This window comes from Treponema denticola (assembly GCF_024181405.1).
GTDB classification, from domain to species: domain Bacteria; phylum Spirochaetota; class Spirochaetia; order Treponematales; family Treponemataceae; genus Treponema_B; species Treponema_B denticola_D.
The window spans coordinates 2,308,256-2,324,386 of record NZ_CP051302.1 but is presented as its reverse complement, the minus strand read 5'-3'; the positions used below and the strand labels follow the sequence as shown (position 1 = coordinate 2,324,386).

Sequence of the window (16,131 nt, the reverse complement as noted above, 5' to 3'; positions counted from 1 at the left end):
ATTTGTCAAGTTTGTTTTCGTGTATTTTCGTAGATTTTCGCGAATTTTGCGGAAAAATACCGCTATTTCATATAGTCTAATGGTTGAGAGTTTAAAGAATCTTTTATTTCTCGCCACATCGGCATATGCTTATCCATTAAGGCAATAAATCTGTCATTGTGATTTTTTTCTTCAAGATGGATAAGCTCGTGCAATATGACATATTCCAAACATTCCGGTGTTTTTTTTGCAAGTTGAACATTGAGCCATATTTTTTTTGTTGTCGAATTGCAGGAACCCCAGCGGGTTGTCATATATTTTGTTTGCCAGCTTGAAGGTATCAGCCCTGTGATTTTTTTCCACTTTGGTAAAATTCTTTCTATTTCCGTTTTTAATAAGCTGCGATACCATTCTCTAATAAACCGTTCACTTGATTCCATTGTTCTATTTTTGCTAACGGTAAAAACAGCTTTATTTCCTAAAAGTGTAATTGAAGTTTTATTTCCATATTCCAGTTGCAGATAATACCGTTTTCCCCATACATAGAATGTTTCACCCGATATATATTCCCGTTTAGTTTGACGTGCTTGGTTTTCAAACTTGCTGATTTGTTTTTTTATCCAAGATAGTTTTGTTCGAATAAACATTTCTATTGTTTGATTTTTAACGGAATATGGAGCGGAAACACTTACTTTCCCATAAGGGGGTTTAACATATAGGTGCATATTCTTTATATTTTTTTTGCAGATCTCAACAGAAATATCTGAAATTATCATAATCATTTAATACTCCGGCTGTTCTACAGCAAGATTGTAAATTTCTTCAATTTTTTCTTTATCATTAACTACGGCATATAAGGCATTTTTTATTTTACGTTCTTTTTGCTTATTATATCTAAAATCCGCTTCTTTGCTTTCCCGAATTGCCTTATCAATGGTAAGAGCAAATTCTTCATCATTGCCGAAGTTATCGTAAAATGCCCGCAGTGCTCCTCTATGTCTAATACTTTTAGGGTATTCCGGATTATTTTCAGGTTGTTCCAATTGCTTTACCAATTGAATATATTTATTTAAGAGTTCCTCATAACTGTGAACTCCTTTGCGTCTTTCTTCAATGAGCTGCAAAAGGATTGCCGAAAGTTTTTCATAATATTTGGGATTGATAAGCTGTTTTTCTACTATTTTTTTTCGAATATTATTTTCGATAGCTTCTGCTGCTGCCTCTTTATTTTCTCCTTTCAGTTTTTCAGCCTGAATTAAAATAAAATCAAGAAGTGTAAAATTATCAAATGCTCCCAATTTACGGCTATCGTCAGCTTTTATATATGTGTCTATGAGATAACGCATATCTTTTTCATAAGATTTAAGATCGATAAAATCACCGCTTGCATTGCCTATTTCCATTTTAAGAGATATGTAAAACCGTACTTTATTGTCAATTTCTATACGCTCTTCCAATGTATAACCGGCGGCTTCCATATCGCCTTTTATTTCCGCATAGGCACGTATAAGACGGTTTACAAGCGTGTATAATTTCTCTCGGCTGCGTGAACATATTTCATCATCGATACCGGATACACCATCTTCCCCGCAGAAATAATGAATGTAATCTATTATTTGAGGGTGAGGTGCTTTAATTCCATCGCATAAATCATTTAACTCTTCAAGAATTGTTTCTAAATATTTTTTTGCTTCGGTAAGTCGATCCTTTAAAAAGTCTTTTATATCATCTTCATCGAAGCCTTCAAATGCTCCTGAAGTATATTTGTGTATTGCATCAGCTAAGCTGCCGAATAATTGCTTATAGTCAACAATATATCCGAAGTCTTTTTCTTCACCATCAAGACGGTTTACTCGGCAGATTGCTTGAAATAAACCATGATCCTGCATTGATTTATCAATATAAAGATAGGTGCAGGACGGAGCATCAAACCCCGTTAAGAGTTTATCAACAACAATGAGCAGCTGCATAGAAGCCGGTTCTTCAAGAAATTTGCGTTTAGCTTCTGCTTCAAAGCTTTCAATGCTTTGACCGCTCAACATTTCTTTATACACCGTGAATTTTTTAAATTCTTCAGAATCCTCACTTTCTGTACTGAGCTTTTTTTCTTCCGGTATAAAGGATGTTATAATTGCACAAGAGTTAAACCCTTTTGATTTTAAGATTTCATAATACTTACAGGCATCGTAAATACTGTTTGCGGCGAGCATTGCATTACCGTTTCCATTTACCAGTCTGTTTTTTATTGCAAAGTCGGAGATTATATCTTCTGCAATAACTTCCAACCGCTTGCGAGAGCTGTATACATTTTGCATATTACTCCATAGGGCTTTAAGTTTTGCCTTTGCAGCATCGTTTAGACCGCGTGTTTTGGCTTCAAAATACTCATCTATTTTTTCTTGTGATGTAATGGTTTGATCGATATCTCTGGCTTCATACCGTAGGTCAAGGACAACATTATCTGCGACTGCTTCATCATATTTATATGTATGAATATAACCTGGAGCAAAAACTTCAAGGCTTGTTTTTTTATCTTTTACTAATAGCGGTGTTCCGGTAAATCCGATAAAAATGGCATCAGGCAGAATTTCCTTCATGCCGATATGCAAAAGTCCGCTTTGAGTTCTATGACATTCATCAACAAAAACAACAAAATCCCCTTGTGCCTTAAAATTTTTAGGAAGAGATTCCCTCAACTCTTTAAGAAATTGTTCAACGGATTTTTTTCTTGCCTTATCATCCTGTTCCTCTGAGCCGGAATATCCGTGCACACCGAATTTATGAATTAGAGAGCACATAAGCTTATCTGTAGTTCCTTGCAAACGCTCTATTAAATCAGAACAGGATGTTATTCTTTTTATGTGTTTTTCATTTACACCGATATATTTTTTTTCGATTTGCTCATCTAATTCTTCTCTGTCGGTTATAATCAGCACACGTGCATTATCATTTTGTGATAGTATCCATTTTGAAAGCCAGACCATGGTAAGAGTTTTTCCACTTCCCTGTGTATGCCAAATAATTCCGCCTTGTTTTTTTGATATTTTTATCTGAGCTTTTTTTATGCCGAAAAACTGATTATGTCTGCATACTTTTTTTAAGCCATTGTCAAAAATAATAAAATTATGAATGAGGTCAAGAAATCTGGGTTTATAAAACATACTGAACAGAGCGTTATCAAGTTTGTCAGGAAACGCTTTACATTTTTCGAGTATATCAAGAGAATCTTGATCAAGCGGCTGTGCATTTGTGTGAACCATATCATTTTTCCATTCAAGATAATACGCTTCTTTTGTTTTGATAGTACCGTAACGCAAGCCTTCAGTATAATTTCCAGCCATACAAAATTGAATAGTAGAAAAAAATGCTTTATTAAATAGTTCACCTTGATTAGAAATATTTTGACGTATACCGTTAGCCACAGAAATGCCGGCTTTTTTTAGCTCGATAACGGCAAGGGCAATTCCATTGACATAAATGACAAGATCAGGGCGGCGTTCGGAGCCAAGTTTTAGTGTTACCTCTTCCGCAATTGTAAAATTGTTATTATAAGGATTTTCCCAATCTATAACATATACAGTACGAGCCGGTTTTCCTGCTTGTTCGATAATATTTATTCCAAATTTTAAAAGAGAGTAAACATTTTGATTCGCTTTATATAAACCTTGTTCTAAATTATTTGTAACTTTTTGTAATTCAGTAAGGACTTTTTTTGCAGTGATTTTATTCCAATCCCCGCCTTTTGAAGAAGTCAGCCAAGCGAGTAAATCATTCTCTACAATATTTTTATTTATTTGATGATGTAAATTTCCTGCATATATGTAATTCAAATTTTCTTTATCACAGAAAAGCTTCAGGATTCTATCTTGTGTTTCGCGTTCCGTTTCATTGACTTTAGGCATTGGGACTCTCCTTTTTCGACTTAGAGGCTTTTTTCGCTTTTTTTTCTATCTTCTTTAAACTGTCTAAGTAGGCTTTTTCAACAGAAGTTAAGGACTCCGTCTGATATTTGCGGTATTCTTTTTCCGCCTTTTTTACAGCTTGTTCATGGCTTACTCGTCCGGCTCCTTCAAGCAGTTTTCTTTTGCCGGAAGTCAATACTGCATCAAGCTGTTCAATATAATCCTGCATATACATGGGGCGGTGTTCAATGGCATTGATTTCCGCAATATCGAAATAACCCGATACAAGATTGTTAAGGATTTTCAGTTCTTCTTCATCTAAATAATTTTTTGCAATGCCGATATCTTTACGAACTGGAAGTTCTCCCGAAAAAGCTTTAAGTCCCATAAACGGCTTTTCAGCATCGGCTCTGTCATAAATAACTTCTGCTGCGGTATGTCCGTGAGCTGCATAATGCAGTTTATTTTGCACAATCTTAAAAAAGGCGAGAGACTCTTCACTCTTTGGATCATAGTCGATACTGGTTGCATAAAGATCGAGCACTTGACGATAAAGTATTTTTTCGGATGAACGAATATCCCGAATACGGTCAAGCAGCTCTTTCCAATAGCTTCCTCCGCCGTTTCCTTTCAATCGTTCATCATCTATAGCAAAACCTTTTTTGATATATTCTTTCAATATGGAGTTTGCCCAAATACGAAAGCGTGTTCCGGCTAGGGATTTTACGCGGTAACCTACCGAAATAATAACATCAAGATTGTAATAGTCTACCTGATATATTTTACCGTCGGCAGCAGTTGTTGCAAATTTTGCAACAACTGAATGTTCTTGTAATTCACCTTCGGTAAAAATATTTTTGATATGCCGTGAAATAGTAGATTTATCTCTTTGGAAAAGCTCCGCCATTTGATCGAGAGAGAGCCAGACCGTTTCATCATGTAAGTTTACGTTTATCTTTGTAACTCCGTCATCGCTTGTATAAATGATTACTTCGCCGTGTTTTTCATTCATGGTTTACCCCTTTATAAATAAGGCTTGAAGTATAGTGATAGCGTCTGCAATGTTTTTATCGGAAAACATAGGTTTTTCCAACTTTTTGCTCCACTCTTTATTTGTTGCTATCAAATTCTTTATTGAAGCGACTGAAATCGGTATTTTTGAAGATTTTAAATCACAGATAGCCATATCAACAGTTGCCCATAATTCCAGCTTATCAACCTTTTCAAATTTAAGTGTTTTCTTTACCCATTCTATATCTGCTTGCATATTCCAACGATTAATATATTCCAGAGCTTGATTTATATTATTTCCGATACTAAATATTGTTCCTTTTGTACCTTTATGTGAAATAATATATTTTGACTTTATAGCTATAGGTTCCCCGCCTTTATATCTAATTTCATCTGCATAAGGACCGGCAGCCTTTTTCTTAAATTCTTCCGTACTTTGTTCTTGATAACGGCGTAAAAGGTATAAACACTTTTGTAATTTTTTTCTTCCTAGAGGATACTGAGGCGAATAAAGAGCATTTACAATACCGGCAATCATGACTGCATCATCAAATCCTTTACTGTGTCTTCCGGTCGTTTTATAGCTGTAAACTTTTTTCGCTGCATATAGATTCTTATTCTGCAGTTTTGGTTTGGAAAGGCTCTCTTCTTTAATATCCTCTGTTCCTTCCAAGAGTCGAATATCTCCTGTAAGAAGTTTTTGCATCATCCCTTGTTTTATGGATTCTACTTTTTTTAATTTCTTTTTTAAAGCTTCGATTTCTTGATCCATATCGGAAAGGATATTTGCTATTGCTGTTTGTTCGGCAAGAGTTGGAGGAACTAAGATAATCAATGAGGATATGTCAGATGGTTGTACATGTGGTTGAGCCCCACCAGTTTGACATTTATATAAATCGTCTTGTTTATTTAAAAGTGAATAATATACATGTTCAATATTATATTCAGATTGTTTTTCAATGGTAGAACAGTCTGAAGCAAAAATTCTGCATTTCCAAAAATTAACAAAGCCCGCATTAGCACCAGATGCACTTATGGTAATTGTGTTTGATTCTCTATTATATTTATTTGTATAATATGTGATAGTTTTGCCTCCAGCAACGACAGGAATATTACCAATGGTTGCTGTAGCTTTTGTTATTACTTCTCCTTTACGTATATTAAATTCCCCTAATCTCTTTTCTACCCATTCACCGCTGAAATCCGGCAATCGTTTTTTACCGGTAAGTAATTTCTGCATTACCCCTTGTTTTACAGATTCTTTTTTTGTAATGAGTTTTTTTAAAGAGCTTATATAAGTATCTGTATCGGATAAGACTTCTGCAATGCGGCGTTGTTCAGATATATTTTGAGGGATGAGAAAAAGTGTTTTTTTAAATTTACTCATTCCAACCAGATTTTGCATTGCACCACCTTGAGTATCATCAATAATTGTTTTTTGAAATATTGAAGATATAAAATACTGGCGAAAGAATTCTTTATCTATTTTTGAATAATCAATGGTAATTTTTAGCAAAGCTTGGTTAATTACACCTTTGGGTGAATTCATTGGAAGCTCATATATACATCCTATCGTTCCAGAACAACTGACAATAAAATCACCACTAGTAACAGCAAACCTATTTAGTTCTCTATATTTATCGGGAGAAATATAATATGTTCCTATTCTTATAGAGGCATATATAGCATTTTTCTGTTCATATATTTTGTAGCCTTTTTTTAAGAATATTTCCTTTTTTAGAGAACCTCCAAAAGGTCCTCTAATTAACCCATCAGGTAGACATATACTTTCTAATGTAACTTGTTCCCATCCTTCAGGTACTACCATACAAACCCCATCTTTTGTAAATGTGATTTTACCTTGTTTTCAAGTAATGCTGTTTCTTTTTCAAGTTCGGGAAGAGTTTGGTCATAGCGTTCGGCAAGTTCGCCAATCCGTTCGGACAGATGATGATTTACAGCCTCATACAGTTCGTAGATTCCGTTTGAAATTGAGCGGAACCATTTTAAATCAAGCAATAGTTTGATACATTCTTCATCAGACAGGTTGGCGTAATGCTTACGAACCCTTTCATCTAAGGCTGTACGGAGTGCTTTTAGCAATTTTGTATTTTCTTCTATCAATTCGGACTTGTTTTGCGCTTTGCACAATAAAGCATAGTCCTCAGCATGTTCTTCAGGAACAGATAAAGCATCCCTTATTTCTTCAATACGGTTATTGATGCTTGCAGTCGTAATAGTTCCTTTATCGGTTACAGCATTTTTACATAAAGGATTTTTAGTTATATATGCAAGCACTTCCTTTTTTTTAGGTTTTTCCGAATTTTGAAGTTCAACTAAGGCTTTTATTTCATCATTAATGATAAAAGATCGTATTTCAGATATCTTTAAATTTAAAAGTGTTTTATCTAAGTTTTTTTTATCGGTCAAACATTCATTGATAACCGAATCTTCATCTATATTCTCAAGTATTTCATTCAATTCTCCCTGAACGGTATCAATAACTTTTTCTATCTTATCTATTTCCGTTTTTTCTTTAAGAAAAAACATCTCTATTACAAGTCCTTTAGAAATGACCTTACCGTCCCAACCGGTTTCAATTGTTTTTTCTTTTCCATTGTTCTTGTTTGTACTTGCTTTTGTAAAAATATCTATCTCCCGTATTACAGAATAACCGTCTTGCATAATAAGATAGACATCATCGCTCATTGTGTTGTTCCAATACGAAAGCAATACTTCATAAACATCATATTTATCAATAAGATGAACGGATTCATATTCTTTAATCAGCAACTCTGCAAGCAAGCGGATAAGCTCTTTAGGTTTTGTATCATTGGTTATACTAGACAGATGTTTTTTTGCCTTCCGCTTCCATTTTTCAAACGCGGTTTCAATAATATCCGCATAGTTTGAAAAATCTTTATCGTCTTCAATTACTCCATAGAGGCTGTCTTTTTCTGCTGCAAGTGAGCAAAAATCATCCCGCAACGGTTTAAAAAGAGAGCTCTTTAATTGAGGAAATGTGTCCCAATATGCAGATAAATTTTCAATATCTTCTGAAGGAATTCCGCCTCTTAGATGAGCTTCAATGTTTTGTACCTCTTCGGATGTTCCGTTTTGAATATATCTCGGTATATTAAGATTATAATCATTTTGTTCAATTTCATCGATGAAAACAAAACGCGAGTAATAAGGCAATTCTTTTTTATTATTAAATACTGTAGTAATTTTATATATATCCCGTTCTCGTAAACGGTTTTTATCATTGTCTTTTATAAAATCCTTACTTGCATCAATGATAAAAATTCCCTTTCGCTTTTCTGCATTTTCTTTATCAATAACAATTATGCAAGCCGGTATTCCGGTTCCATAAAACAGGTTTGGAGGAAGTCCTATGATACCTTTTATAAAACCTTTTTTTATAAGGGCTTTCCTTATTGAGGCTTCGGCATTTCCTCGAAATAATACTCCATGAGGAAGGATAACAGCGGCTTTTCCATTTCTCTTAAGTGATTTTATAACGTGAAGAAGCCATGCAAAATCACCGTTTTTTTCAGGAGGTCTTTCTTCATATCCGTCAAAACGTCCAAAATCCTGTAAACCGTGAGTCCAGTTTTTATCGGAAAAAGGCGGATTAACTACGGCAAAGTCAAACTGACGTAGTGCCGTTTCATTATCATGTTTTTTATATTTGGGTTCTGAAAATGTATTGCCGCTTTTTATTTCTGCCGTTGCTACATTATGTAGTACAAGATTCATCTTGGCAAGACCTGCTGTTGTAATATCTTTTTCTTGTCCAAAGACTGCTACATTGGGAGGTGCTGTTTCGGCCGCACGGATAAGGAGGGAGCCCGACCCGCAGGCAGGATCATATAAGGTGCTTTCTCCGGATTTTGCTTTTTCTATACCTATAACGTGAGCAAGAATACGGGAAACTTCGGCTGGTGTATAAAATTGCCCTTTACTTTTCCCGCTTTCTGTTGCAAAATTTTTCATAAGATATTCATAGGCATCTCCTATAATATCATCTCCTTCGGCTTTATTCTTACCGAAGTTTGGCATTTTATCGCAAAATATTGAAAGCAATTCGGTAAGCTTATCTACCATCTCTTGTCCGGATCCGAATTTTGTTGGATCATTAAAATACGCATTATCTATTATGCCTCGAAGATCGTTCGCTTCGGCTAGTTTTGCTATAACTTTATCTATGCCTTCTCCTATTCCTTTTTTGCCGCGTAGAGCAAGCATATCATCAAAGCTGCCCCCTTCGGGGATTTCAATTTCACCGTAGGGCATATCTTTGTATTTGTCAGATACATATTTTACAAATAATAGTGTTAAAATATAATCTTTGTACTGAGAGCTGTCCATCCCGCCTCTCAGACTATCGCAGCCTGCCCACAAACTACCATATAATTCGCTTTTTCTAACCGCCATTTTATAAGCCTTTCATTATTTTATAAATAATATATTATATAATGAATTTGGATCTTTATTCAATACGTTTTGTTTATTCGAACCCTATCTTTCATTTATCCATTCCTCATCATCTGGTACTTCCTAAAATTTTTTGTTATAATGATTGCTATGCAAATAAGCTTAGAAAATATAAAGAATAAAAAAGTAACCGTTATGGGGCTTGGGCTAAATGGGGGAGGGCTTGCGACTGCCCAATTTTTTGCCCGATATGGAGCCGAGGTTACGGTAACGGATTTAAAAACTTCGGAAGAATTAAGACCATCAATCGAGAAACTTTCTGCTTTTAAGAATATTCGATTTGTGTTGGGTGAACATAGAATAGAGGATTTTAGGGAAGCCGATCTTGTCATCAAAAATCCAGGCGTAAAACTTGAAGGAAATGTTTTTTTAGAAGCCGCAAAACAAATAGAGTCAGATGTTTCGGTTTTTCTTTTTCTTTCAAAGGCTCCGATTTTGGCGGTAACGGGAAGCAAGGGAAAATCCTCTACGGTAAGTGCCCTTTATTACGGGTTTAAAAAGTTAGGGTACAATGCTTTTTTGGGCGGGAACATTACGGTCAGCCCTTTAAGTTTTTTTGAAGAAACCTCTTGCGATACGCCTGTGGTTTTGGAGCTCTCCAGTTGGCAGCTTGCCGATTTAAAAAATAAAAAACTGCTTAAGCCTAAGATTGCGATTATTACGCCCATAATGCCCGACCACTTAAACTGGTACGGCACAATGGAAAAATATGTTGCCGATAAAAAAATAATCTATGAAAATATGGATGAAGCGGATTATCTAATCTGTAATTTTGATGACGGCTGGGGAAAAATTTTTGCAGAAGAAACAAGAGCAAATGTTTTTTGGTACAGTGAAAAAAAACCGGCTAAAGAATATCGAGGAGTTTTTTTTAATAAGAACCAAGAAGGCCTTTGCAATTTAAGTGATGTAGAAAGGCTTTTACTTTCAAAGGATGCAAAAGTTCCCGGGCTTAAACTTAAACAAAATGTCTTGAATGCAGGTCTTGCTCTTCTGCTTTATCAAAAAATTCATAAGCCTGAAAATTTAAAAAACAATAACATCAAAGAGCAATCCGAATTTATCCGTAAATTTATGGACGAGTATTCGGGTATTGAACATCGATTGGAATTTTTTTATGAAACAAACGGAATAAAATTTTATAATGATACGGCCGCTACAATTCCCGAAGCATCTGCTGCCGCCTTAGAAGCTTTTGATAAGCCGCCCATCTTAATTTGCGGCGGAACAAATAAAAACTTAAATTTTATTCCGCTTGCCGAAAAAGCAAATCTTGCCAAAAGCCTATATCTTCTTGCAGGAACGGGAACAGACCTTTTAATTCCTCTCCTTAAAGAAAAGGCTATTGAATATAATGGCCCCTTTGACAGCTTGGACTCTCTTTTGTTTTCATTAAAAGAAAACGCAGAAAAAGGCGATGTCGTAATTCTATCGCCGGGTGCAGCCTCCTTCGGCATGTTTAAAAACGAATTCGACCGCGGCAATACATTCAAAGAAAAGGTAAAAGAAATATTTTGCTGATAGAATTTGATTAAGGTTTGATACCAAGAAATCAACATACCCCGACGCAGAGCGTCGGACTATGTTGTTCTCATAAGGTGGTTGCAGTCGGCTTTAATACCCTTCGTTACGACGCAAGCGTCGGGGTATTAAACCCTCCGCACGAATAAAGATTATATAAAGAAGGTTTTATATGAAAGGAAAAAGAAAATTGATTTTATGGATAACAGCTGTTGTGTTTGTTCTTTTTATTTTGCCTATGGGTATTGCTTACTTTATTTATCAAGATACTTTCGGTTTAAGATATACAACCTCCTCCTATATGAAACGGCAGGTAGAAGAATTTGAAGGATTGAAATTAAAAAAATATTTTTTTACTTCAAATAAGGGACAAAAACTTACTGCTTACAAATATTATAAAGAAGATAGCGGCTATAAGGGGCTTATAATAATAGCTCACGGATTTGGAGGCGGAGGGCATAATTCCTATATGGATGTTGCAGATTATTTGGCAGGAAACGGGTATTTGGTGTTTTCTTATGATGCTACAGGAAATGATGAAAGTGAGGGAAGCGGAGTTGGAGGTTTGCCCCAGGGGATTATCGACCTTGACTATGCAATCAGGTTTGTAAAAGAAAATGAAGAATTTAAAAATTTACCGATTATGCTTTTCGGACACAGTTGGGGCGGTTATTCCGTTGGAAGTGTTTTAAATTTACATAAGGACATAGCGGCGGTTGTGACAGTTTCGGGTTTTAACTCTTCGATCGGTATGATAAAAGATAATGGAGGCAGCTTTATCGGAAAGTGGATTAACTTTTTTATGCCCTATTTTTCGTTGATAGAAAAAATAAAATTCGGGAAATATGCAAATTATTCTTGCATAAAGGGATTCGAAAATTCCGATACAAAGATAATGGTTATTCACAGTTCTGACGATGATACCGTTTCTTTTGAAAATAATTATAAACGGTTTTATAAAAAATTCGGAAACAATACCCGATTCACTTTTATCGAGTATGATAATAGAGGACATAGTTATTTGTATTATACTGATGAAGCTAGAAGTTACGGTAAAAGACTCAGCGAAGATTTTACAAGTTTTAAAAAATCTTTGCAAGTAGAAATTACACCTGAAATACGAGCCGAGTATTTTAAAAAACATCTGGACAAAAAACAATTTTTTGAAGTTGATAAAGGTCTAATGGAAAAAATAGTTTTGTTTTATGATGAAAGTTAAATACCCGATATCATTTCTTCAACCCTATCGATAATGCTGTCCCAAGAATGTTTTTTTATTTCTGCCGAAACAGGGGAATAAAAATCCTCTTGAGATTTAAGTCTTTCCATTTGAAGCATGATTTTTTCGGCAAGGGCTTCGACAAAGGCGGGCTTATCTTCTTCGTAGGCCTTGTCCACATCGTAAATGCGGGGAAGTTTGACAAATTCGATAATGCCGCTTGTGTTGATTTTTTCGCCGAGGAGGTTTATAAGTCCTTCAATTTCTGTGGTAACTGTAAAAAGGCCGCAGGCTAAGGCTTCAACGGCGACAAGACCTAAGGCTTCATAGTACGAAGGCAAAATAAAAATATCGTTTTGTTTTAAAATTTTACACATACATATTTGAGATGAAGCATTTACTATTTTTAAATTTTCACTGTAGTTTGCGTTTTTTAAAAGAGCTGCTTTTTGTTCTTCACTTGCATTTCCTATCAAGGTCAGTTCCGTATTAGGATATTTTTTTAAAATAAGCGGAAGAGTTTTTGCAAGTTCAAACACTCCCTTTGAATCGGATATCTTTCCTGCATAGCAAAGTTTAAATGTTCCGTCAAAGATATGTCTATCCTTATCGTTAAAAATGTCGGGGTTAAAGCCTCCTCCTGCCAATTTAATTTTTTTAGGCGGTGCTGAAAAAATAGTTTGCACTTCGTTAATATCCTTAGGGCTTACGGTAAAATATAAATCGAGCTTGTCCAAGTTTTGTATGTACCGTGTCTTTATCCAAAGATTTTTTTTAATCTGCCTTATATCCGTACCGTGACTTATACCTATTATTTTTTTGCCGGAAAATATTTTTTTTACCAAAGAGGTTAAAATAAAAAGATGATGACTTATAATGACATCGGGATTAAATTCTTCTCTTGCACGGAGAAGAGTTTTTTCAAAAACAGAAATCCATTTTTGATACATCTCATCATTCATTTCGGAATAAACGGTTGAGGTATAGGGCATTATGTCGCTCATTCCTGCAATCGGGAAAGGGATGTCTGCATTAAAAACGGTTTTTTCTCCTTGTACATAATCGGATAAAAATTTGATGGGATATTCTTTTACGCTTCTCTGTAATTTATCGGGTAAAGATTCATTAAAAGTTTTTTCGGCAAAGGGAAGCTGTGTACCGTAAAGAACCGCATTTTCATGTCCTTTTTTTATCATTCCTTCGACGAGGGTACTAAAATAAACCCCGCTTCCTGTTTTCATCGGTAATTGTGCAAGGCAGTGAAGTATCTTCAATTTAAATTCTCCCTATTGTATTTGATGTAAACTCTTTCATCTTTTTTGTAATTGCAGTCATTGTTTAAAACAATGGCCTTTAATTCTTTTTCTTTAGTTTTAAGAAATAGTTCTATTATTTCGCCCTTAAAAATAATATTGATAATTTGGGCTTCTTTAAAATCTTTTGTATCTTCTTCCGGTAATGATGTAAATACTTTTATCTTTTCAGGCCTGATATATGAATTTTCTATTTTATTGTTTGCACCGATAAAGTCAAGAGCAAATTCGCTTGCAGGTTGATTATAAAGAGATTCAGCTGTTCCTTCCTGAATAATTTCTCCATTGTTCATCAAAATAATTTTATCGGCAATTTCAAATGCTTCGCTTTGATCATGGGTAACAAAAATTGTAGTGATATTAAATTCTTTTTGAATTTGTTTTATCTCTTTACGCATATTGATTCTAAGCTTTGCATCCAAATTGCTTAAAGGTTCGTCCAACAAAAGAAGTTTGGGCCTTATAATCAAACTGCGTGCAAGAGCAACTCTCTGCTGTTCCCCGCCTGAAAGTTCGCTTATATGTTTTTTTTCATAACCCGATAAGCCCATTGTTTTTATCATCTTCATTCCGGCTTCAACTCGTTCAGCCTTAGGCATCTTTTTAAATTTTAAACCGTAAATAATATTCGATAAAACATTCATGTGAGGAAAAAGTCCATAGGATTGAAAAACGGTAGAAACATTTCTATTTTCAGGCGGGTCATTTGTAATTTCTTTGCCGTCAAGAATTATCTTTCCGCTGTCAGGTTTTAAAAAACCTCCTATCGATTTTAATACCGTACTTTTTCCGCAGCCGGACGGTCCTAAAAGACAAAGGAGTTTTCCTTTTTCAAGATTAAAGCTTATATTTTTTACCGCATTTTTTTCTTTATATGTTTTTGTTAGGTTTGTTAATTCCAAATACATAAAACCTCCGGCATTTTAAAAATTATTTTTTCTTTAAAACTAAAAAGTAAATTAAATTTACAATTAAACAAATTATAATTATAAGCAAGGCAATTACCGAGCCTGTTTCATAATAACCGCTTTGAATTACATCGAACATAACAAGGGTTAAAACTTTTTGACTTGGGTATACCAAAAAAATAATTGAACCTATTGTAGTCATAGTCGTTGTAAATCCGTTGATAAAAGAAACGCCCAAAGCATTTTTACTTAAAGGAATAACGGCATCGGTGATTTCATTTATTCTTTTACCGCCTAAATCTCTGATTGAATTTAAAGTGTCGATATTGATTTCTTCCATTGACGCATTCCCTATCTTTGTAGAAAATGGCAGCTGTTTAAATAGTATATTTAAAACAACTATTGCTGTCGTTCCTGTAAGCATTAAGGGTTTTGAATTAAAGGCCAATAAATAACCGAGCCCGAAAAATGTTCCCGGAATTATATAGGGAAGAGTTGCGGCAAAATCTACAGCCTGCATTATCTTTATTTTTCTTATTTGTTTATAATAAGCGATTAGCAAACCGATTATGCTGCCTCCGACTGCAGCGATAAGACTGTAGGCTATGCTCCTTATAACCGTGCTTGTGATATGATCTCTTGTTTCTAAAATATTTGCAAAGGTGAAAATCATTTTCCCCTTTTTCATTTTTGTAAATGCGGATAATATAATAGAAGAATATTGAATGCTTATCCATAATAAAAAGAAAACGGCAATTATGCTTATAAGATAAAAAAGAATTCCCTGTCTTTTTATTTCAATCTCAGAGGAGGCCGTACCGTGTGAAGATATGGAAATATTTTTAAAACTTTTTTGATAAAGAATAAAAATAATAATTGCAGGAATTAAAAGAAGCACATTTATTGCGGAAGCCTTTCCCAAATTGCCTTGAGCTATTACTGCAAAATAGCTTTCGGTTGCAAGCACATTAAAAGAGCCTCCTATGATTACGGGCGTTCCGAAATCCGACAAACTTCGCAAAAAAGTTAAGAGCATAACCGATTTGATAGCAGGAAAAAGAAAGGGAAGAATTATATCGATAATCAGGCGGTTTGTCTTTGCTCCGAGGTTGCGGGCACTATCCAATTGAGATCTATCCAAATTATTTAAAAACCCGATTAAGATTAAAGCCGCTAAAGAAAAATTACTTAAAGACTGCATCAGCACAATGCCGGTAATTCCGTATGGACTTTTTGAAATACCTAAAAGATAATAAGAAACAAGCCCCCTCCTTCCAAAAAGGTTTATATAACTGAGGGCTGTTACAAAGGGCGGGCTTATCATCGTTACAGCTAAAATTAAAAAAATCAGGCGTTTTATTTTTTTAGGCATCAGATAAGAAAACAAGGCCGTGCTTATCCCTGCGATTGCCGTTAAAACCGTCGTATAAAATCCTACCGATAAGGAATTTTTTAAAAGATGAAGATGATTTTTAAACACATCTTCAAAAAGCTCAAAGCTAAGGCTTCCGTTTATAACAAGGCTTTCTTTAAATACATAAAAAAAAGGCATAGCTATAAATATAAAAATACTTAAAATTAAGCTTAGTATGAGGATATAGTCGATGAGGCCGTTATAATTTTTTTTAAGCTGTTGTTTCATTAAATTATCCTATAAGTCTATATTATTTTTAATAAATTTACTAGTATATGATATGGAATAAATTTTAGGTGATTGATATAGGAAACCCGTTTTACTCAGGCTTGACAGATTCTAGGTTTTGACTTAATATAAATATATG

General features: G+C 34.6%; 10 protein-coding genes. 2 read left to right on the top strand and 8 right to left on the bottom strand.

Going from position 1 to position 16,131, the window contains the following annotated elements:
- Positions 1 to 62 precede the first annotated feature (62 nt).
- The 5 genes from HGJ18_RS10885 to HGJ18_RS10865 are packed head-to-tail and all read right to left on the bottom strand — an operon-like array spanning position 63 to position 9,329.
- Positions 63 to 761, bottom strand: coding sequence for a M48 family metallopeptidase (locus HGJ18_RS10885; RefSeq protein WP_253696449.1), 699 nt, complete (start codon positions 759 to 761; stop codon positions 63 to 65).
- Positions 762 to 3,881, bottom strand: a complete 3,120-nt coding sequence (locus tag HGJ18_RS10880) for a type I restriction endonuclease subunit R (RefSeq protein WP_253696448.1) — start codon at positions 3,879 to 3,881, stop codon at positions 762 to 764.
- Positions 3,874 to 4,893, bottom strand: a complete 1,020-nt coding sequence (locus tag HGJ18_RS10875) for a virulence RhuM family protein (protein ID WP_253696446.1) — start codon at positions 4,891 to 4,893, stop codon at positions 3,874 to 3,876. The genes HGJ18_RS10880 and HGJ18_RS10875 overlap by 8 nt, the downstream gene beginning before the upstream one ends.
- 3 nt (positions 4,894 to 4,896) lie before the next feature.
- The gene (locus HGJ18_RS10870) at positions 4,897 to 6,720 is read right to left on the bottom strand and encodes a restriction endonuclease subunit S (RefSeq protein WP_253696444.1); all 1,824 of its coding nucleotides are present in this window, start codon (positions 6,718 to 6,720) and stop codon (positions 4,897 to 4,899) included.
- Positions 6,714 to 9,329 (bottom strand): type I restriction-modification system subunit M, encoded by a 2,616-nt coding sequence (locus HGJ18_RS10865; RefSeq protein ID WP_253696442.1) that lies wholly within the window; start codon positions 9,327 to 9,329, stop codon positions 6,714 to 6,716. The genes HGJ18_RS10870 and HGJ18_RS10865 overlap by 7 nt, the downstream gene beginning before the upstream one ends.
- Positions 9,330 to 9,479: 150 nt before the next feature.
- On the opposite strand from HGJ18_RS10865, the gene murD reads away from it, so the two are divergent.
- Positions 9,480 to 10,910 carry a UDP-N-acetylmuramoyl-L-alanine--D-glutamate ligase gene (gene murD, locus HGJ18_RS10860; RefSeq protein ID WP_253696440.1) on the top strand — a complete coding sequence of 477 codons (1,431 nt, stop codon included), beginning with the start codon at positions 9,480 to 9,482 and terminating at the stop codon, positions 10,908 to 10,910.
- A gap of 172 nt (positions 10,911 to 11,082) precedes the next feature.
- Positions 11,083 to 12,129, top strand: a complete 1,047-nt coding sequence (locus tag HGJ18_RS10855; protein WP_253696438.1) for an alpha/beta hydrolase family protein — start codon at positions 11,083 to 11,085, stop codon at positions 12,127 to 12,129.
- On the opposite strand, the gene HGJ18_RS10850 is transcribed toward HGJ18_RS10855, so the two are convergent.
- Genes HGJ18_RS10850 through HGJ18_RS10840 form a run of 3 tightly spaced genes read right to left on the bottom strand, consistent with a single transcriptional unit; the run spans position 12,126 to position 15,992 of the window.
- On the bottom strand, positions 12,126 to 13,403 hold the full coding sequence (locus HGJ18_RS10850; protein ID WP_253696436.1) for a glycosyltransferase family 4 protein: 1,278 nt from the start codon (positions 13,401 to 13,403) through the stop codon (positions 12,126 to 12,128). The two genes, HGJ18_RS10855 and HGJ18_RS10850, sit on opposite strands and share 4 nt — an antisense overlap.
- The gene (locus tag HGJ18_RS10845) at positions 13,400 to 14,350 is read right to left on the bottom strand and encodes an ABC transporter ATP-binding protein (RefSeq protein WP_253696435.1); all 951 of its coding nucleotides are present in this window, start codon (positions 14,348 to 14,350) and stop codon (positions 13,400 to 13,402) included. The genes HGJ18_RS10850 and HGJ18_RS10845 overlap by 4 nt, the downstream gene beginning before the upstream one ends.
- Before the next feature lie 22 nt (positions 14,351 to 14,372).
- A complete protein-coding gene (locus tag HGJ18_RS10840) occupies positions 14,373 to 15,992 on the bottom strand; it encodes an ABC transporter permease (protein WP_253696434.1) in 1,620 nt (539 codons plus the stop codon).
- Positions 15,993 to 16,131: the final 139 nt, after the last annotated feature.